The 18,424-nt window shown below is 72.2% G+C and carries 18 protein-coding genes; 16 read left to right on the top strand and 2 right to left on the bottom strand.

The window, feature by feature from the left end; genetic code table 11:
• Positions 1 to 76 precede the first annotated feature (76 nt).
• The 7 genes from N538_RS23805 (at position 77) to N538_RS0104310 (ending at position 5,758) form a co-directional block, all read left to right on the top strand.
• Positions 77 to 1,198: a PGAP1-like alpha/beta domain-containing protein gene (locus N538_RS23805; protein ID WP_051548711.1), complete on the top strand. Its 1,122-nt coding sequence runs from the start codon at positions 77 to 79 to the stop codon at positions 1,196 to 1,198.
• A complete protein-coding gene (locus N538_RS0104335; RefSeq protein ID WP_028636284.1) occupies positions 1,195 to 1,668 on the top strand; it encodes an SRPBCC family protein in 474 nt (157 codons plus the stop codon). The genes N538_RS23805 and N538_RS0104335 overlap by 4 nt, the downstream gene beginning before the upstream one ends.
• On the top strand, positions 1,665 to 2,183 hold the full coding sequence (locus tag N538_RS0104330; RefSeq protein ID WP_155991957.1) for a hypothetical protein: 519 nt from the start codon (positions 1,665 to 1,667) through the stop codon (positions 2,181 to 2,183). The genes N538_RS0104335 and N538_RS0104330 overlap by 4 nt, the downstream gene beginning before the upstream one ends.
• 95 nt (positions 2,184 to 2,278) lie before the next feature.
• Positions 2,279 to 2,866: an ATP-dependent Clp protease proteolytic subunit gene (locus N538_RS0104325; protein WP_051548769.1), complete on the top strand. Its 588-nt coding sequence runs from the start codon at positions 2,279 to 2,281 to the stop codon at positions 2,864 to 2,866.
• A gap of 11 nt (positions 2,867 to 2,877) precedes the next feature.
• Positions 2,878 to 3,486 carry an ATP-dependent Clp protease proteolytic subunit gene (locus N538_RS0104320; RefSeq protein WP_028636281.1) on the top strand — a complete coding sequence of 203 codons (609 nt, stop codon included), beginning with the start codon at positions 2,878 to 2,880 and terminating at the stop codon, positions 3,484 to 3,486.
• A gap of 136 nt (positions 3,487 to 3,622) precedes the next feature.
• Positions 3,623 to 4,906, top strand: a complete 1,284-nt coding sequence (gene clpX, locus N538_RS0104315; RefSeq protein ID WP_028636280.1) for an ATP-dependent Clp protease ATP-binding subunit ClpX — start codon at positions 3,623 to 3,625, stop codon at positions 4,904 to 4,906.
• A 99-nt stretch (positions 4,907 to 5,005) separates the two neighbouring features.
• Complete coding sequence (locus N538_RS0104310; RefSeq protein ID WP_028636279.1) at positions 5,006 to 5,758, top strand: hypothetical protein; 753 nt, start codon at positions 5,006 to 5,008, stop codon at positions 5,756 to 5,758.
• A 33-nt stretch (positions 5,759 to 5,791) separates the two neighbouring features.
• On the opposite strand, the gene valS is transcribed toward N538_RS0104310, so the two are convergent.
• Positions 5,792 to 8,434 (bottom strand): valine--tRNA ligase, encoded by a 2,643-nt coding sequence (gene valS / locus N538_RS0104305; protein ID WP_028636278.1) that lies wholly within the window; start codon positions 8,432 to 8,434, stop codon positions 5,792 to 5,794.
• Between the two features lie 77 nt (positions 8,435 to 8,511).
• Between valS and N538_RS0104300 the strand changes: the two genes are divergently transcribed.
• The 3 genes from N538_RS0104300 to N538_RS0104290 are packed head-to-tail and all read left to right on the top strand — an operon-like array spanning position 8,512 to position 11,195.
• Positions 8,512 to 9,384 (top strand): GNAT family N-acetyltransferase, encoded by an 873-nt coding sequence (locus N538_RS0104300; protein WP_036569330.1) that lies wholly within the window; start codon positions 8,512 to 8,514, stop codon positions 9,382 to 9,384.
• A 33-nt stretch (positions 9,385 to 9,417) separates the two neighbouring features.
• Entirely contained in the window at positions 9,418 to 10,803 is a 1,386-nt protein-coding gene (folC, locus tag N538_RS0104295) for a bifunctional tetrahydrofolate synthase/dihydrofolate synthase (RefSeq protein ID WP_028636276.1), read from the top strand.
• Positions 10,800 to 11,195, top strand: a complete 396-nt coding sequence (locus N538_RS0104290; RefSeq protein ID WP_028636275.1) for a DUF4233 domain-containing protein — start codon at positions 10,800 to 10,802, stop codon at positions 11,193 to 11,195. The genes folC and N538_RS0104290 overlap by 4 nt, the downstream gene beginning before the upstream one ends.
• On the opposite strand, the gene N538_RS23800 is transcribed toward N538_RS0104290, so the two are convergent.
• A complete protein-coding gene (locus N538_RS23800; RefSeq protein ID WP_036569329.1) occupies positions 11,169 to 12,512 on the bottom strand; it encodes an aminotransferase-like domain-containing protein in 1,344 nt (447 codons plus the stop codon). The genes N538_RS0104290 and N538_RS23800 overlap by 27 nt on opposite strands.
• 71 nt (positions 12,513 to 12,583) lie before the next feature.
• Here N538_RS23800 and N538_RS0104280 point away from each other — a divergent pair, with 71 nt between their 5' ends.
• From N538_RS0104280 to mrdA, 6 genes are all read left to right on the top strand, one after another.
• Positions 12,584 to 13,255: a pyridoxamine 5'-phosphate oxidase family protein gene (locus N538_RS0104280; protein ID WP_028636274.1), complete on the top strand. Its 672-nt coding sequence runs from the start codon at positions 12,584 to 12,586 to the stop codon at positions 13,253 to 13,255.
• Positions 13,256 to 13,265: 10 nt separating this feature from the next.
• Positions 13,266 to 13,673, top strand: coding sequence for a nucleoside-diphosphate kinase (ndk, locus tag N538_RS0104275; RefSeq protein ID WP_028636273.1), 408 nt, complete (start codon positions 13,266 to 13,268; stop codon positions 13,671 to 13,673).
• A gap of 199 nt (positions 13,674 to 13,872) precedes the next feature.
• On the top strand, positions 13,873 to 14,904 hold the full coding sequence (locus N538_RS0104270; RefSeq protein ID WP_028636272.1) for a rod shape-determining protein: 1,032 nt from the start codon (positions 13,873 to 13,875) through the stop codon (positions 14,902 to 14,904).
• Entirely contained in the window at positions 14,901 to 15,800 is a 900-nt protein-coding gene (mreC, locus tag N538_RS0104265; RefSeq protein WP_028636271.1) for a rod shape-determining protein MreC, read from the top strand. The genes N538_RS0104270 and mreC overlap by 4 nt, the downstream gene beginning before the upstream one ends.
• Before the next feature lie 10 nt (positions 15,801 to 15,810).
• On the top strand, positions 15,811 to 16,338 hold the full coding sequence (mreD, locus tag N538_RS23795) for a rod shape-determining protein MreD (protein ID WP_036569326.1): 528 nt from the start codon (positions 15,811 to 15,813) through the stop codon (positions 16,336 to 16,338).
• Between the two features lie 6 nt (positions 16,339 to 16,344).
• Positions 16,345 to 18,423, top strand: coding sequence for a penicillin-binding protein 2 (gene mrdA / locus N538_RS0104255; protein WP_028636270.1), 2,079 nt, complete (start codon positions 16,345 to 16,347; stop codon positions 18,421 to 18,423).
• The last annotated feature ends 1 nt before the right edge of the window (position 18,424 follow it).

Below are 18,424 nucleotides of genomic sequence, written 5' to 3'. Positions count from 1 at the left end.
CGGCGCGGTGGCGACACGCGTACGGTCACGCCGTCATGGTGTACGACTGTTCACCCAGGTGACTAGCATCAGCGCCATGAGCACCCGGACCGGGCCCACCTACCTCGATGCGTTCTCGCTGCTCTCCGAGGTGGCCGACGGCCTCGTGGTGCGCAGCGTCCGTGACACCCACGACGCGTGGGCCGACCGGTTCGGCGGCTATCCCGGCCGCGGCATCACCACCGCGGTGTGCGCCGGGCTCGGGCTGGGGCTCCGCGCCGCGTCGTACGGCCTCGGCAAGGCGGCGGACACCGGAGTGGGCCCGCGGCTCGAGGACGGGCCGCGCGGCCGGTTCGTGAGCTCGGCGGTCAACGGCCTGATCGGCGACCGGCTCGCGGAGGAGCGGCCGCGGATGGCGATCCGGATGGCCGTGCGGTCCGGCGGGCGCGACATCGCGATGACCGAGCTGGACACCGCCTTCCCGGACGCCACCGGGCGGGTGGCGGTCTTCCTCCACGGGCTGTGCGAGACCGAGGCCTACTGGAACCGCGGCCGCGAGAAGACCGGGACGACCTACGGCGCCATGCTCGCCGAGCGCGGCTGGACCCCGGTGTTCCTGCGCGCCAACACCGGCCTCGGCCTCCGGGCGAACGGCGTCGCGCTGTCAGCGCTGCTGCAGGACCTCGTGGAGGCCTGGCCCGTGCCGGTCACCCGGGTCGCCCTGGTCGGGCACTCGATGGGCGGGCTGATCGTCCGGGCCGCGGGTGCGGTCGCCACCGAGGTCGACCGGCCCTGGACCGATCTGGTCTCGGACGTCGTCACCCTCGGGACCCCGCACCTCGGCGCGCCGATCGCGCGCGGGATCGGGCACGGCAGCCGCGGCCTCGGCCGCCTGCCGGAGACCGCGCCGTTCGGGCGGATCCTGGACTGGCGCTCGGTCGGCGTGCACGACCTCGTGGCCGGCCTGGCCGAGGACGTGCCACCGCTGCCGCACGCGAGGTACCGGCTGGTCGCGGCCACGGTCACCACGCGCCCCCGGCATCCCGTCGGCCACGTCGTCGGCGACCTGCTCGTGCGGGTGCCGTCGGCGTACGGACGGGACCGGTACGGCCAGCGGCTGTTCCCGGGCGCGACCGTGCTGCACGTGGGCCGCGCCGACCACTTCGGGCTGCTCAACCACCCCGAGATCCATGCCGCTCTGCGAGAGTGGCTGGCATGAGTGCCCCCCAGGGTGCCCAGCGCGAGCTGCGCGCCGAGGCATACGTCGAGGCACCGCCCGACGAGGTGTGGGCGACGCTCGCCGACCTGTCGAGGATGCCGGACTGGAGCCCCGAGCTGGTCCGGATGGTGCCGCTGAAGCGCGGTGGCCTGCGCGTCGGGCAGTGGTACCTCGGCATCAACCGGCGCAAGGCCGTCGTCTGGCCGACCCGGTCCGTGGTCGCCGCCGTCGAGCCCGGGAAGGAGCTGACCTGGGACACGAGGTCGAGCGGCGCGCGGTGGATCTGGGAGCTGTCGCCCGAGGGCGCCGGCACCCGGGTGGTGCACCGGCGGCCGGTGCCGGACGGCATCACCGGGCTGTCGAAAGTGTTCGCGCCGCTGTTCCTCGGCGGCAGTGACGGCCACGCGGACGAGCTCGAGGCCGGGATGGCCCGCACCGTCGAGCGGCTGAAGGCGGCCGTCGGGACATGAGGGCGCTCGTCCCGGGACTGGTGGCGATCCTCCTCCTGTGCGGCTGCACGGGAGGGTCCTCGGACGGCGCACCGGCGACCTCCGTGCACCCGCTGCTCGCCCAGGTGGGGGAGGTGCTCGGTGCGGTGCCGACGGATCCCGAGGTCGAGCACCCGATCCCGCCGGAGTGCCCGGCCGCCTACCACCGGGTGCTCGCGAGCGCGACGTACGCCGGCGCGCGAGTGGCGGTGGACGTGGCCTCCGGACCGTGCCCCGGTCGCGACGGCGGCTACTACGCCTGCCGCGGCGTCCCGGACCTGCCGGGCCACGCGATCGAGCTGCGCGACTGCTCCCGCCGGAGGCTCGGGGACGGGAGCGTCCTGGTGGCGGGTCGGCAGCACGTCTACCAGGAGGGCACGTACCGGGTCGCCGCGATCTGGCGGCACCAGCACACCTGCATCGTCGGGTCGCCGGCGGACAGTGGGCTCGCGACCGGGGACCTGAGCCGGGTCGCCACCGAAATCCGCTGTGAGTGAACAGGGGCCCCTGGGTCGTGGAACTGTCGATCCTGACGGCTAGGGTCGCTCTCGTGACCCAGAACTCCAGCCCCCAGCTCAACGGCGGCGGGGGCATGAACGTCCTCGACGACCACATCTACCAGCGCCTGCTGCGCGAGCGGATCGTCTTCCTCGGCTCCGAGGTGCGCGACCAGAACGCCAACGCGATCTGTGCCCAGCTGCTGCTGCTCTCGGCGGAGGACCCCGAGGCGGACATCTTCCTCCACATCAACAGCCCGGGCGGCTCCGTGGACGCCGGCATGGCGATCTACGACACCATGAACTACATCCCGAACGACGTCGCCACGGTCGGCATGGGCCTCGCCGCGTCGATGGGGCAGTTCCTGCTCTGCGCCGGCACCAAGGGCAAGCGGTACGCGCTCCCGCACGCGCGGATCATGATGCACCAGCCGTCCTCCGGCATGGGCGGCTCGGCCTCGGACATCAAGATCCAGGCCCAGCAGTCCCTGCACATCAAGCAGGTGCTGCTCGACCTGATCGCCGAGCACACCGGCCAGACCCGCGAGCAGGTCGAGGCCGACGCCGACCGGGACCGCTGGTTCACCGCGGACCAGGCCAAGGACTACGGCCTGGTCGACCAGGTCATCAAGAGCGCCCGCGAGGCCGCCGACGACGGCCGCCCCGCCCACGGCAAGAACTGAAGGGCTGACCCGTGAACTACTACATCCCCCAGTGGGAAGAGCGCACGTCGTACGGCTTCCGCCGGATCGACCCCTACGCCAAGCTGTTCGAGGACCGCATCATCTACCTCGGCACCCCGATCTCCGACGACGTGGCGAACGCCGTGATCGCGCAGCTGCTGTGCCTGCAGTCGATGAACCCCGACCAGGACATCAGCATCTACATCAACAGCCCGGGTGGCTCGTTCACCGCGCTGACGGCGATCTACGACACGATGAAGTTCATCAAGCCCGACGTGCAGACGGTGTGCATCGGCCAGGCCGCCTCGGCCGCCGCGATCCTGCTCGCGGCCGGGACGCCCGGCAAGCGCCTCGCGCTGCCGAACAGCCGCATCCTGATCCACCAGCCCTACACCGAGGGCACCTTCGGCCAGACCTCGGACATCGAGATCCAGGCCAACGAGATCCTCCGGATGCGCGAGCTGCTGGAGAAGATGATCAGCGACCACAGCGGTCGGACCGTGGAGGAGGTCAGCCGCGACATCGAGCGCGACAAGATCCTCACCGCGGAGGGTGCGGTCGAGTACGGCCTCATCGACGCCGTGCTCCAGTCGCTCAAGGGCACCCCCGCCCTCACCTGACGACCCGCCGTACGCGTGCCCCGTGGAGTTCGTGTCTCTGCCCCCAACCGGGGGCGCCACGGGGTACGGTCGGAGGAGTCTGCACCACCATCCGGACCCGCTCGACCTGCTCGATCCAATCGGAGGATGACCGCCCGTGGCACGTATCGGTGACGGAGGCGACCTGCTCAAGTGCTCCTTCTGCGGAAAGAGCCAGAAGCAGGTCAAGAAGCTGATTGCTGGTCCCGGGGTCTACATCTGTGACGAGTGCATCGATCTCTGCAACGAGATCATCGAGGAGGAGCTCAGCGAGGGCACCGAGGTCGGCCTCGACGAGCTGCCGAAGCCGAAGGAGATCTTCGAGTTCCTCAACTCCTACGTGATCGGCCAGGAGCAGGCGAAGAAGTCGCTCGCGGTGGCGGTGTACAACCACTACAAGCGGGTGCAGGCCGGCCTCCAGCCCCTGTCGGGCAAGCACAGCAAGGAGGAGGTCGTCGAGGTCGCGAAGTCCAACATCCTCGTGATCGGACCGACCGGCTGCGGCAAGACCTACCTCGCGCAGACGCTGGCGCGGATGCTCAACGTCCCGTTCGCGATCGCGGACGCGACCGCGCTCACCGAGGCCGGGTACGTCGGCGAGGACGTCGAGAACATCCTCCTCAAGCTGATCCAGGCCGCCGACTACGATGTCAAGAAGGCCGAGACCGGCATCATCTACATCGACGAGATCGACAAGGTGGCCCGCAAGGCCGAGAACCCGTCGATCACGCGCGACGTCTCGGGCGAGGGTGTCCAGCAGGCCCTGCTCAAGATCATCGAGGGCACCACCGCGTCGGTCCCGCCGCAGGGCGGGCGCAAGCACCCGCACCAGGAGTTCATCCAGATCGACACGACGAACATCCTCTTCGTCGTCGGCGGCGCGTTCTCCGGCCTCGAGCACATCATCGAGCAGCGGGTGGGCAAGAAGACCCTCGGCTTCACCGCGGAGGTGCGCGGCAAGGCGGAGCGCGAGGCCGAGGACCTGCTCTCGCAGGTGCGCCCGGAGGACCTCACCAAGTTCGGCCTGATCCCCGAGTTCATCGGCCGGCTGCCCCTGATCGCGAGCGTCTCCAAGCTCGACCAGGAGGCACTGGTGCAGATCCTCACCGAGCCCCGCAACGCGCTGGTCAAGCAGTACCAGAAGCTCTTCGAGCTCGACGGCGTCGAGCTGGAGTTCACCCAGGACGCCATCGAGGCGATCGCCGACAAGGCGATGGAGCGCGGCACCGGTGCCCGGGGCCTGCGCGCGATCATCGAGGAGGTCCTCCTCTACGTGATGTACGACGTGCCCTCGCGCGGCGACGTCAGCAAGGTGATCGTGACCCGCGAGGTCGTCGAGGATGACGTCGCCCCGACGCTGGTCCCGCGCGAGTCCGAGGCGAAGAAGAAGAAGTCGGCCTGACCCCATGGTCCGCTAGGGCCATGACGGTCTAGTCCCTTCGAGTCATTTGTGGCCACGGGTTTGGCGGCGCCGGTCCGCGCCCGACAGACTCAGCCCGCCATGAACGCACGACGGAAGCCCCGGATCTTCGCCGACCACAAGCCCCCGCTCGTGGCGTTCGTGCTCATCGCGGTCATCTCGCTGGTACTGCTCATGCACACGGCCCGCAGCGAGGCCGCCCCCGGCTGGCTGCGCCACGGCATGGCCGGCGTCGTCGCCGGCGGCTCGCCGCTCGGCCAGCGGGTCGTCACCGCCACCCTCCTGAAGCCGGCTCCGGAGCCCGTCGCGGTCGCGCGCGAGCCCGAGGCCGCCCCGGTCGCGACACCGGCGCCCACCGGCCCGGCCGCGCCGGACCGCACACCGCAGCCCGGGTCGGCTCCCTCGCCGCAGCACGTCGCTGCCGATCCGGCCGGTCCGGCCCCGTCGGCGGCCCCGGCCCCCGCGTCCACCCCGGGCGCGCCCGGTCCGACCGGGTCACCGACGACCCCGACGACCCCGACGACTCCGACGACCCCGACGACTCCTCAGGGGCACGGTGCCCGCGGCCACGGTGTCGGCACACCGGCGGAGTGGGGCACGCACGGACACCCCGGCCACCCGGGGCACCCGGTCCGCGGCGACGGCCGCCACGAGCACGGCCAGCACCCGTGGTGGGGTGGCCACGACGAGCACGGGCACGGCCAGGAGCACGACCAGGGGCACGGCCCCGACGAGCACGAGCACGACCAGGGGCACGGCCCCGAGCACGGCCACGAGCACGGCCACGGCCAGGAGCACGGCCACGACCAGCACGGTCACGGCCACCACTACTGACCAGCCCTCCCGGCGGTAGGTCGAGGCCTCCGGCTACTCGACCGCGGCCAGCTCCGCGGCCACCACGATCTCGGTGGCGGACGCGTCGGGGGTGAAGACCAGGTCGCCGGTGATCTTGCCGGTCTTGCGCAGGTCCTCGGCGGCCTGCTCGGCGGCACGGACCATGGCCTCGGGGCCGCGGATCTCGACCCGGGACAGCGCGGCGCGCATCGACACCTTGGCGTTCGACTTGGCGCCGCGGATGCCGATCAGCGCGGCCGAGACCGCGTCCAGGGTCGCGGACTCGGTCGCCGCGGCGGACCCGAGCTCGACCACCGTCGGCCAGGTCGCCCGGTGGATCGAGCGGGACCCCGCGGAGTCCGCTGCGTCGCCGGAGCGCCACCAGGACCAGACCTCCTCGGTCACGTACGGCAGGAACGGCGCGAGCAGCCGCAGCTGGACGTCGAGCGCGATGGCGAGCGCCGACTTCGCGGACTCGGTGGCGGCGCCGCCCTGCTCGTCGTACGCCCGCTCCTTGACCAGCTCGAGGTAGTCGTCGCAGAACTCCCAGAAGAACTTCTCGACGGTCTCCAGCGCGGTCGTGTAGTCGTAGGCCTCGAACGCGTCGGTCGCCTTCGTGATCACCTCCGCGAGCCGGCCGAGCAGGGCGCAGTCCACCGGCTCGGAGACCTCGAACGGGTTCACGCTGGTGGCGCCGACGCCGCCGAGGACGAACTTGGAGGCGTTGAGGACCTTCATCGCCAGCCGGCGGCCGACCTTCATCTGGCTCTCGTCGAACGGCGAGTCCAGGCCCGGCCGGGCCATCGCGGCACGCCAGCGGACGGCGTCCGCACCGAACTTGTCGAGGATCTCGGTCGGGACCACGACGTTGCCCTTGGACTTCGACATCTTCTTGCGGTCCGGGTCCAAGATGAAGCCGGAGACCAGCGCGTGCGACCACGGCGCGGCGTCGTTCTCGAAGTGCGCGCGGACCACCCGGGAGAACAGCCAGGTGCGGATGATGTCGTGCGCCTGGGTGCACAGATCCATGGGGAAGACCCGCTGCCACAGGTCGTCGTCGGACTCCCAGCCCCCGGCGATCTGGGGCGTCAGCGACGAGGTCGCCCAGGTGTCCATCACGTCCGGGTCGCCGAGGAAGCCGCCCGGCTTGCCGCGCTGGTCCTCGGAGTAGCCGCTCGGCGCCGCCGTCGACGGGTCGATCGGCAGGTCCTCCTCGCGAGGGAGCAGGGGGTGGTCGTAGTCGGGCTCGCCGTCGGCGTCGAGCGGGTACCAGACCGGGAACGGGATGCCGAAGAAGCGCTGCCGCGAGATCAGCCAGTCGCCGTTCAGCCCGCCGACCCAGTTGTCGTAGCGGTGCTTCATGTGGGCCGGGATCCACTGGATCTCGGCACCGCGGTCGAGCATCTCGGTGCGCAGGGCGGCGTCGCGGCCGCCGTTGCGGATGTACCACTGGCGGGTGGCGACGATCTCGAGCGGCTTGTCGCCCTTCTCGTAGAAGTTCGTCATCCGCCGGGTCGGCGTCGGCTCGCCGTCCAGGTCACCTGTCTCGCGCAGCTGCGAGACGACCGCCTCGCGGGCCGAGAAGGCGCTCTTGCCCTTGAGGTCCTCGTACGCCGTGGCCGCGGGCTCGTGCGCCAACCACTCCGGGGTGTCGCGGGACATCCGGCCGTCGCGGCCGATCAGCGTGCGGACCGGGAGATCGAGCTCGCGCCACCACGTGACGTCGGTGAGGTCACCGAACGTGCAGCACATCGCGATACCGGCGCCCTTGTCCATCTCGGCCGCGGGGTGGGCGAGGACCGGCACCTCGACGCCGAAGACCGGGCTGGTGACGGTGCTCCCGAACAGCGGCTGGTAGCGCTCGTCGTCGGGGTGGGCGATCAGGGCGACCACGCTGGGGATCAGCTCGGGGCGGGTGGTCTCGATGAACACGGGACTGCCGTCCGGCCGGTGGAAGGCGACCCGGTGGTAGGCGCCGGCGTACTCCCGAGCCTCGAGCTCGGCCTGGGCGACGGCCGTCTGGAACGTCACGTCCCAGAGGGTCGGCGCCTCCTGGAGGTAGGCCTCGCCCCGGGCGAAGTTGCGGAGGAACGCGCGCTGGCTGACGGTCTGCGCCTTCGGCCCGATCGTCGTGTAGTGCTGCTTCCAGTCGACCGAGAGGCCGAGGATGCGCCAGAGCTGCTCGAAGACCTGCTCGTCCTGCTCGACGAGGCGTTCGCAGAGCTCGACGAAGTTCGGCCGGCTGACCGGGACCTGCCGCTTGGGGTCGGGCTTCTCCGGCGGGGTGAAGTCCGCGTCGTACGGCAGGCTCGGGTCGCACCGGACGCCGTAGTAGTTCTGGACCCGGCGCTCGGTCGGCAGGCCGTTGTCGTCCCACCCCATCGGGTAGAAGACGGACTTGCCGCGCATCCGCTGGAAGCGCGCGACCAGGTCGGTGTGGGTGTAGGAGAACACGTGCCCGACGTGCAGGCTGCCGCTCACGGTGGGCGGGGGCGTGTCGATCGCGTAGACGTTCTCCCGCGGCTGCGTGCGGTCGAAGGCGTACGTGTCGTCGGCCTTCCAGCGCTCGCTCCAGACGGTCTCGAGCCCCTCCAGCGCGGGCTTGTCGGGTACCGCTACGACGCGCCGCGGAGCGGTCGTCGTCCCGGGAACCTGGTCAGCCTGCGTCTCGGTCATGGTAGAAATCCTAGGGCGGCCCCCGTCGCACGGAGAAACCGGTTGTGGCAGCGGGCCCCGACTGGCTGACTTCCGTCATGCATCTGGAGTTCACCGAGGATCCTTCAGCGTTCCTCGCCGCGACCCGCGACCACCTCGCCGCGGAGCCCGTCCTGACGACGGTGATCGCGACCGTCACCGCCCGGTTCGCGGCCGGCGGCGGCTCGGAGGCGCCGTACCGCTGGTGGGTGATCGCCCGCGACGACGCCGGCGAGGTGACCGGGGTCGGGATGCGGACGGCGCCGTTCGCGCCCTACCCGGTGTACCTGCTGCCGATGCCCGACGAGGCGGCGGTCGGGCTCGCCCGGCGCCTCCACGAGCGCGGCGAGGTGGTCGGCGGCGTGAACGGCGCGCTGCCGGCGGCGCAGCTGTTCGCCGGCGAGACCGCCCGGCTCGCAGGGGGAGCGGCGAGGGTCGACGAGCACCTCCGCCTGTTCGAGCTCGGCGAGCTGGTGCTCCCGCCGGCCCCTCCTGGGCGGCTCCGCCCGGCCGTCCGTGACGACGCCGACCTCTGCCTCACCTGGTTCCGGGCGTTCGGGGCCGACGCCGCCGAGCAGGCCGGCCGCGAGGGCGAGCACGCGATGGAGGAGTTCTCCCTCGACATGATGCTGACGCGCATCGACGACGGGCTGATCTGGCTGTGGGAGGACGAGGCGGGAACGCCCGTGCACCTGACCGGTGCCAACCTCCCGGCGAACGGCGTCACCCGCGTCGGGCCGGTCTACACCCCGAAGGCGCAGCGCGGCCGCGGCGTCGCCGGCCGGGCCGTCGCCGAGGTGTCGCGGGGGTACGTCGAGCAGGGCGTCCGGTGCTGCCTGTTCACCGACCAGGCCAACCCGACGTCGAACAAGATCTACGAGGCGATCGGCTACCGGCGCGTGGCGGACATGATGAGTCTGCTGGTCGAGTGAGGTGTCTCTAGACTCGACGCGAGATGAGCCCGCATGAGTGAGACGCCCATGGCCCCCCGTCCGGCCGAGACCTTCGAGGAGGTCGAGGACGCGCTGCTGTCCCGCTGGCCGGAGACGAAGCTGGAGCCGACCCTCGACCGGATCCGCGCGTTCACCGAGGTGCTCGGCGACCCCCAGCGCGGCTACCCGGTCATCCACCTGACCGGCACCAACGGCAAGACCTCGACGTCGCGGATGATCGACACCCTGCTGCGGGCGCTCGACCTGCGCACCGGTCGTTTCACCAGCCCGCACGTGGAGCGGATGACCGAGCGGATCTCCGTGGACGGCGAGCCGCTCACCGACGAGGAGTTCGTCCGCGCGTTCAACGACGTCGCGCCGTACACCCACCTGATCGACGAGAGCGAGACCCACCCGCTGTCGTTCTTCGAGACGGTGGTCGGCATGGCCTACGCCGCCTTCGCGGACGCCCCGGTCGACGTGGCCGTGGTCGAGGTCGGCATGGGCGGGTCGTGGGACGCGACGAACGTCGCCGACGCGACCGTGGCGGTCGTGCTGCCGGTCGCGGTCGACCACGCGGCGTACCTGGGTGGGACGCCCGCCGCGATCGCGGTCGAGAAGGCCGGCATCATCAAGCCCGGCTCGATCGCCGTGCTCGCCGAGCAGACCCCGGACGTCGCCGCGATCCTGCTCGAGCGGGCCGCCGAGGTCGGTGCGACCGTGGTCCGAGAGGGCCTGGACTTCGGTGTCATCGCCCGGGTTCCCGCGGTCGGCGGCCAGGTCGTCTCGCTGCAGGGCCTCCGCGCACGGTACGACGACGTGTTCCTCCCGCTGTACGGCGCGCACCAGGCCCAGAACGCCGTGGTGGCGCTGGCCGCCGTCGAGGCGTTCGCCGCCGGCAACGAGCAGAGCCAGCCGCTGGACGACGAGGTGGTGCGCGCGGCGTTCGCGGAGGTGACCTCGCCGGGACGGCTCGAGATCGTCCGGCGCAGCCCGACGATCGTGCTCGACGCCGCCCACAACCCGCACGGCGCCGAGGCGGCCGCCGCCGCCCTCGAGGACTCGTTCTCGTTCTCCCCGCTGATCGGGGTGATCGGCGTGATGGCGGACAAGGACCACGAGGGGCTCCTCGCGGCGTTCGAGCCGCACCTCGCGCACCTGGTGTGCACCCAGAACTCCGCCGACCGGGCGCTGCCGGCGGAGCGACTGGCGGCGGTCGCCCGCGAGGTGTTCGGTGAGGACCGGGTCAGCGTCGCGCCGCGGCTGTCCGAGGCGCTCGACCAGGCCGCGGCCCTCGCGGAGGCCGGCGAGGCGTTCGGTGACCCGCTCGGATCGGGCGCGGTGCTGGTCACCGGATCCGTGGTCACCGTCGGCGAGGCCCGCACGCTGCTGGTCCGCGAGAGGGGCGGCCGGTCGTGACCGACGAGCGGACCCGGTCGCCGCGGCGGGGCATGTGTGCCGCCGTGCTCAGCCTCGAGGCGATCACCCTCGGCCTCACGACGCCGGTGATGATCAGCGTGTCCGGCGTCGACACCTCGACGGCTCTGTGGGTCGGGCTCGGCCTGTGCGTCGCGTGCCTGGTGCTCGCCGGCCTGCTGCGGGCGGAGTGGGCCTACAGCCTCGGCTGGGTGATCCAGGGCGCCGCGATCGGCCTCGGCTTCGTGATCCCGCTGATGTTCGTCCTCGGCGGGATCTTCGCGCTGCTGTGGGGTTCGGCCTACTTCCTCGGGAGGAAGATCGAGCGGGAGCGCGCCGCGGCGTTCGCGGCGTACGACGCCGCGCCGTCACCCCCGGGACCGACCGAGGGCTGAGGTCAGGGCCGCGAGCGCCCGGTCGAGCTCGTCGTCGGTGACCCCGCCGAACCCGAGCACCAGCCCGGTGAGCGTCGCGGTGCGGCAGTAGCCGGAGAGCAGGTTCAGCTCGAACCCGGCCCTCCGGGCCGCGTCGCGAGCGCGGAGCGCGTCGGCCTGGGACAGCAGCCAGGTCGAGTACATGCCGGCCACCGGCCCGCCCGGGGTCGCGTACGGCGAGAGCGCGGCGGCGACCCGCGGGGCACGCTCGGCGTACACGCGGCGGGCGGTGCGCACGACCTTGTCGACGTACCCGTCGCGCAGCAGGGCCAGGAACGCCCGCTGCACCGGCCACGGCGCGCCCTCGTGGGTGACCAGGCGGCGGGCGTTGATGCGGTCGAGCAGGTCGGGCGGGGGGACCAGCCAGCCGAGGCGCAGGGACGGGGCGACGGACTTCGCCGCGGTGCCGAGGTAGGCGACCCGTCCCCGGTCCAGGCTGGCGAGGGCGGGCACCGGCGCGACGTCGTACCGGAACTCCGAGTCGTAGTCGTCCTCGACCACCACCGCGTCCGCGGCCCGGGCGGCGTCCAGCAGCGCGACCCGCTCCGGGCCCGGGAGCACCCGGCCGAGCGGGTGCTGGTGGGCCGGTGTGACGTAGCACGCCACGACGCCGGTGAGGTCGGTGACCGGGGCGAGCGCCGGGAGGTCGAGCACCGTGCGGCCGAGCCCGGCGACGGTCTCGACCGCGGCGCGGTAGCCGGGATCCTCGATCGCCACCGGACCGTGCGGCAGCGCGGTGAGCAGGTGCCGCAGCCCGTCGGTGGTGCCGTTCGTGACGACCAGCTCGTCGGGGTCCAGGAGGACGCCGCGGCTGCGGCCGAGCCGGTCCGCCAGCAGGGCGCGGAGCTCGGGGAGCCCGCGCGGGTCGTCGTACCCGCGAGGCGGCGGGGCGGTCGACACCTCGCGCCAGGCCCGCCGCCAGCCGGCGGCGTGCCGCGGGTCGATCCACGGCGTGCCGGCGTCGAGGCGGACCAGCCCCGCCGTCGCCGGTGCCGTGGGCCGACGGGGTAGGGCGGCCCGCGCAGCACCGGTCGCGGTGACGAAGGTGCCGGAGCCGCGCCGGGCCTCGAGCCAGCCCTCCGCGAGCAGCTGCTCGTAGGCCTGCTCGGTGACCGAGCGGCTCACCCCGAGCTCAGCGGCCAGTGCGCGGCTGCTCGGCAGTCGGTCGCCGCGGGCGAGCGTGCCGGCCACCACCAGGTCCCGGATCCGGCCCGACAGCTGGACGCCGAGCGACCCGCCGGCGGTGCGGTCGAGGGTCACCGGGAGGGTGCTGCTCACGAGATTGTCCTGTCGAACTGGCGTCGGATTGGCCCGTGCGTGCAGGCCACTTCTCCGACAGGCTAGCCGGTGTGACGACGACACCGCTGTCCCCGACGCCCCGCACGACCATCGGCCGCGGCCGCAACCGGATGGTCGAGGATCGGGAGGTGCTGCACGGGCTCCTCGAGGACGCGCTGGTCGCGCACCTAGGGGTGGTCGTGGGCGGGCACCCGCTGGTGCTGCCGACGGCGTTCGCCGTCGACCCGGACGGGCCGGACGCCGACGGCACGCTCTACGTGCACGGCTCGGTCGCGGCCGGCTGGCTGGCGGCCGCCGCCGACACCACCGTGTGCGTGACGGTGACCGAGCTGGACGGGCTGGTCGCCGGGCGGTCGGCGTTCCACCACTCGATGAACTACCGCTCGGCGGTCGTGATCGGGCCGGCCCGGGTCGTCGACGACCCCGACGAGCGGCAGCACGCGCTCGACCTGATGGTCGACCACATGGTCCCGGGCCGCGCGGCCACCCTGCGGCCGAGCACCCGCAAGGAGCTCGCGGCGACCGCGGTGCTCGCCGTACCCCTGCACGAGGCGTCGATGAAGTCCCGGGGTGGGGGACCGGGCGACGAGCCCGAGGACCTCGCGGCCGGGCTCTGGGGCGGGCACATCCCGCTGCGCCGGGTCGCGGACTCGCCGGTCCCCGACGAGGACGCGGTCGGGCCGGTCCCGGCCGACGTGCTCGCGCGGACCGCGTCTCTGTAGTCTCCCCGCCATGACCCAGCGCACGCTCGTCCTGCTCAAGCCCGACGCCGTCCGCCGTGGGCTGGTCGGCCAGATCCTGGGCCGGTTCGAGGCCAAGGGCCTGTCCCTCGTCGAGCTCGAGCTGCGCACGATCAACGGCGAGCAGGCCGACGCCCACTACGCCGAGCACCTGGACCGCGACTTCTACCCGCCGCTGCGCACGTTCATCACCAGCGGCCCGCTCGTGGCCGTCGTCGTCGAGGGTGAGGAGGCGGTGCCGGTCGTCCGCACGCTGATCGGCCCGACCGACGGCCGCCAGGCCCCGGCCGGCACGATCCGTGGCGACTACTCCCTCTCCAACCGCGAGAACCTGGTGCACGCCTCCGACTCACCGGAATCCGCCGACCGCGAGATCGCCCTCTGGTTCCCCGCCGCCTGAGCCGAGTCGGCGCCGTCTCAGCTGAGTTGACGCCGAGTCGGCGCAGTCTCAGCTGAGACTGCGCCGGGTCGGCGTTCTGCGCGCCCCGAATGTGCTGGTCGGGCCGCGTGTCCTCCCCGCCGCACGCGGCGTCCCTTCGTAGCCTGTTGTCACTTCTTCCCCACCTGCACCACTGGTGCCTCCAGCGACAGGGCGACGCATGGCGAACAGCTTCATCGGCCGCGACATGGCCGTGGACCTCGGGACCGCCAACACACTGGTGTACGTCCGCGGCAGGGGCGTGCTGCTGGACGAGCCCAGCGTCGTCGCGCTGAACGCCACCACCGGCGAGATCCTCGCGGTGGGGCACGAGGCCAAGCGGATGATCGGCCGTACGCCGGACAACATCACCGCGATCCGGCCGCTCCAGGACGGCGTGATCGCCGACTTCGACGCCACCGAGCAGATGCTCCGGTACTTCATCCAGCAGGTGCACCGCCGCCGCTACTTCGCCAAGCCCCGGATGGTCATCTGCGTCCCGAGCGGCATCACCGCGGTCGAGCAGCGGGCGGTCAAGGAGGCCGGCTACCAGGCGGGCGCCCGCCGGGTCTACATCGTGGAGGAGCCGATGGCCGCCGCGATCGGGGCGGGGCTGCCCGTCCACCAGGCCACCGGGAACATGGTCGTCGACGTCGGTGGCGGTACGACGGAGGTCGCGGTCATCTCGCTCGGCGGCATCGTCACGAGCCTGTCGGTGCGCACCGCGGGGGACGAGCTCGACCAGGCGATCGTCGCGTGGATGAAGAAGGAGCACTCCCTGATGCTCGGCGAGCGCACCGCCGAGGAGGTCAAGATGACCCTCGGCTCGGCGTTCCCGACGCTCGACGAGCCGGAGGCGGAGATCCGCGGCCGCGACATGGTCACCGGCCTGCCCCGCACCGTGGTGGTCTCCAGCGCCGAGATCCGCCAGGCGATCGAGGAGCCGCTGCACGCGATCGTGGACGCGGTCCGCGCGACCCTCGACCAGACGCCGCCCGAGCTGGCCGGCGACATCATGGACCGCGGCATCGTGCTCACCGGGGGCGGCGCCCTGCTCCGCGGCCTCGACGAGCGGCTGCGCCACGAGACCGGCATGCCCGTGCACGTCGCCGAGGACCCGCTCACCTCCGTCGCGCTCGGCGCCGGCAAGTGCGTCGAGGAGTTCGAGGCGCTGCAGCAGGTCCTGGTCAGCGACCAGAGGCGCGCCGGATGAGGGAACGTCGCTGGCGCGGCCCGGAGGGGCCGAAGTCCCCGGTCGCCCTGCTGGTGGCCCTGGTCCTCGCGTCGTTCTGCCTGATGACGCTCGACTCCACCGCCGGCGGCCCGGTCGACTCCGCCCGCCGCGCGGCCGGCGAGGTCTTCGGCCCGGTCGAGGTCGCCACCGCGACCGCGGTCCGCCCGTTCACCGCCGTCCCGCACTGGTTCCGGTCCAAGGACGACATGCAGCAGGACCTGATCGCGCTGCAGGCCGAGAACTCCCGGCTGAAGTCCGACCTCGCCACCCACGACTACGACAAGAACCGCCTCGAGGAGTACGACGGCCTCACCGCGGCCGCCCGGAGCCTCGGCACCTCCCTCGTCCCGGCCCGCGTGGTCGGCATGGGCTCGTCGCAGTCGTTCTCACGCACCGTCACCATCGACGCGGGCTCCGACGCCGGCATCCGCCCCGACCTCACCGTGCTCGACAACGACGGCCTGGTCGGCCGGGTCCTGCGCGTCACCCACACCACCGCGACCGTGCTGCTGATCGTCGACGCCAACTCCGTGGTCGGCGCCCGGGTCGGTCGCAGCATGCAGGTCGGGCTGCTGCACGGCCGCGGGGCGCTGGGCACTGACGGCCGCCTCGACCTCGAGCTCGTCGACCAGACCGCCGTACCGTCCGAGGGCGACGCGGTCGTCACCTGGGGCAGCGAGGCCGGCGGCCCCTATGTCTCGGGCGTGCCGATCGGCAAGGTCACCCACGTCTACAGCAGCGTCCGTGAGACCACGCAGCGCGCGGTGATCGACCCGTACGTCGACTTCGGCGCGCTCGACCTGGTCGGCGTCGTCGTCCCGTCCGGTACGGCGAGCGACCGCGCCGTCATCGAGGCGAACGGGACGCTGCGATGAGGAGGCCCCGATGACCTGGCTCCGCGCGCTCGTCGCCTTCGCGATCGTCTCGTTCGCGCTGGTGCTCCAGGTGTCGCTGTTCCCGCACCTGGCCTGGCACGGCGTCGTCCCGAACCTCTGCCTGCTCGTGGTCGTCGGTGCCGCACTCACCCGCGGGCCGCAGTTCGCGATGGTGCTCGGCTTCGCGGCCGGCGTCGCCCTCGATCTCGCGCCTCCGGCCGACCACCTGGCCGGGCGCTGGGCGCTCGCGCTGGTGGTGGTCGGGTACGTCGCCGGCCAGGTCCGCCAGGGGAGCCGCGGGGACTCCCGACCCGCGAGCGGCACCGTGCTGGCGACCGTCGCCGCGTCGTCGTTCGTCGGCACCTCGGTGTTCGCGCTGTCCGGCGTCGTCCTCGGCGACCCGATCGCGATCCCGGAGCTGCTCGAGGTGATCGTGGGCGCGCTGCTGTGGGACCTGCTGCTGACGCCGCTCGTGCTGCCGCCGGTGATGGCGCTGTTCCGCCGCCTCGAACCCGCCCTCGCCCACATGAACGGCTGACTGCCGATGGCCACTCGTTCCGGCCGGCTGCGGCTGGTCGTCGTCCAGGCGCTGGTGTTCTCGCTGTTCGCGACCCTGTTCGCGCGCCTCTACTACCTCCAGGTCGTCAGCGGCGACGAGTACCACGCCCAGGCCGCCTCCCAGTCGGTGCGCGACATCGTCGTCCAGCCGCAGCGCGGCCTGATCGTGGACGACATGGGTCGCCCGCTGGTCGCGAACCGGCTCTCGTGGGTCGTCTCGGTCGACACGACGATGCTCGGCAAGATGACCGACCACCAGCAGGAGGTGCTGCTCGGCCGGGTCGCCGGGGCCGTCGGTGAGCCCGTGAAGTCGCTCCACCACGACCTGGACACCTGGAACGGCTCGCCGTACCAGCCGGTCCCGGTCGCGACGGACGTCGAGCAGGAGGTCGCGCTGCGCATCCTGGAGCAGCCCGAGGACTACCCGGGCGTGCTCGCCGAGCAGCAGAGCGTCCGTGCCTACCCCCAGCCGTACGGCGTGAACCTCGCGCACGTGCTCGGCTACCTGAGCCCGGTCACCGAGGACGAGTACGACCGCGCCCAGAAGGACGGCGACCGCTCGGTGAACGGCGCGTCCGTGGTCGGCCGGGCCGGCGTCGAGAAGGAGTACGACCGCTGGCTGCGCGGCATGCCCGGCTACCGCAGCGTCGCCGTCGACTCGATGGGCCGGGTGCTCGGCGACGACAGCGAGGTCGCGGGCCAGCCCGGCGACACGCTGGTGACCACGATCGACGCCAAGGTGCAGGGCGTGGTCGAGAAGCAGCTCGAGCAGACGATCCGGACCGCCCGGCAGACCTACGACCCGGTGACCCACAAGAACTACGTGGCCGACTCGGGTGCGGTCGTCGTGATGGAGGCGAAGACCGGCCGGATCGTGGCGATGGCCAGCCAGCCGACGTACGACCCCGGCGTCTGGGTCGGCGGCATCACCAGGAAGCAGCTCGCGCGGCTGTACTCCGCCAAGGCCGGCAACCCGTTGCTCGGCCGCGCCACCCAGGGGCAGTTCGCCCCCGGCTCGACGTGGAAGCCGATCATGACCGTCGGTGCGCTCAACAACGGCTTCTCCCCGGACACGCGCCTGGACTGCTCGTCCGGCCTCCAGGTCGGCAACCGCTGGTTCAAGAACTACGAGTCGGCGTCGTACGGCCCGATCACGTTCGCCCAGGCGCTGCAGCTGTCCTGCGACACCTTCTTCTACCGGGTCGGCCTGCACTTCTGGCAGCGGTACGGCTCGGACCCGCAGGACGTCGACGCCAAGGACCCGCTGGTCCAGGAGGCCAAGAACTTCGGCTTCGGCAGCGAGACCGGCGCGGACATCCCCGGCGAGGCGAGCGGGCGGATCGCCGACCGGCACTGGAAGCTCGCCTACTGGAAGGCGATGAAGCACTACTACTGCACGATGGACGAGAAGGGCACCGCGAAGTCGCCGTTCCTCAAGCTGTTCGCGCACGAGTTCTGCCTCGAGGGCAGCTACTACCGCGCCGGTGACGCCGTGAACTTCGCCATCGGCCAGGGCGACACCATGGTCACGCCGCTCCAGCTGGCGCGCGCGTACGCCGCGCTGTCGAACGGCGGCACCCTGTACGCGCCGCGGGTCGCGAAGGCGATCGTGAGCCCCGACGGCACGGTGCTCAAGCGCTTCGACCCCAAGGCGGTCGGCAAGGTCGACGCCTCGCCGGCCAGCATCCACTACGTCGACACCGCGCTGCAGGGCACGCCGAAGGTCGGCACCCTGGCGTGGAAGTTCGGCGGGTTCCCGCTCGACCGGGTGCACATCCGCGGGAAGACCGGGTCGGCCGAGGTCTACGGGAAGCAGTCGACGTCGTGGGTCGCGTCGTACGACGAGAACTACGTCGTGATCATGATGGTCAGCCAGGCGGGCACGGGTTCCGGCACCTCCGGCCCCGCGGTCCGCAAGATCTGGGAGACGCTCTACGGCATCGACGGCATGACCGTCGACCCCGCGAAGGCCGCGATCCCCGGGACCACGCCCCCGGCCGGGCTCCCGGTCTTCATGAAGGACGGCAGCATCCTGCCGCCGGCCCGCGACGAGAAGGGGGACTGAG

Origin of the sequence: Nocardioides sp. URHA0032 (assembly GCF_000620645.1) — a bacterium.
Taxonomy (GTDB): domain Bacteria; phylum Actinomycetota; class Actinomycetes; order Propionibacteriales; family Nocardioidaceae; genus Nocardioides.
Note: the sequence above shows the minus strand (reverse complement) of the source record. Positions and strands in the feature narration are given on the sequence as shown.

Bases quoted from the DNA above. Each gene is read 5' to 3' on its own strand.
- N538_RS0104325 (WP_051548769.1), top strand. From the start codon at position 2,279: ATGAACGTCCTCGACGACCACATCTACCAGCGCCTGCTGCGCGAGCGG.
- mreC (WP_028636271.1), top strand. From the start codon at position 14,901: ATGAGGGAACGTCGCTGGCGCGGCCCGGAGGGGCCGAAGTCCCCGGTC.
- N538_RS0104300 (WP_036569330.1), top strand. From the start codon at position 8,512: ATGCATCTGGAGTTCACCGAGGATCCTTCAGCGTTCCTCGCCGCGACC.
- ndk (WP_028636273.1), top strand. From the start codon at position 13,266: ATGACCCAGCGCACGCTCGTCCTGCTCAAGCCCGACGCCGTCCGCCGT.
- N538_RS0104310 (WP_028636279.1), top strand. From the start codon at position 5,006: ATGAACGCACGACGGAAGCCCCGGATCTTCGCCGACCACAAGCCCCCG.
- N538_RS23805 (WP_051548711.1), top strand. From the start codon at position 77: ATGAGCACCCGGACCGGGCCCACCTACCTCGATGCGTTCTCGCTGCTC.
- folC (WP_028636276.1), top strand. From the start codon at position 9,418: ATGAGTGAGACGCCCATGGCCCCCCGTCCGGCCGAGACCTTCGAGGAG.
- N538_RS0104335 (WP_028636284.1), top strand. From the start codon at position 1,195: ATGAGTGCCCCCCAGGGTGCCCAGCGCGAGCTGCGCGCCGAGGCATAC.
- N538_RS0104330 (WP_155991957.1), top strand. From the start codon at position 1,665: ATGAGGGCGCTCGTCCCGGGACTGGTGGCGATCCTCCTCCTGTGCGGC.
- valS (WP_028636278.1), bottom strand. From the start codon at position 8,434: ATGACCGAGACGCAGGCTGACCAGGTTCCCGGGACGACGACCGCTCCG.
- mreD (WP_036569326.1), top strand. From the start codon at position 15,811: ATGACCTGGCTCCGCGCGCTCGTCGCCTTCGCGATCGTCTCGTTCGCG.
- mrdA (WP_028636270.1), top strand. From the start codon at position 16,345: ATGGCCACTCGTTCCGGCCGGCTGCGGCTGGTCGTCGTCCAGGCGCTG.
- N538_RS0104270 (WP_028636272.1), top strand. From the start codon at position 13,873: ATGGCGAACAGCTTCATCGGCCGCGACATGGCCGTGGACCTCGGGACC.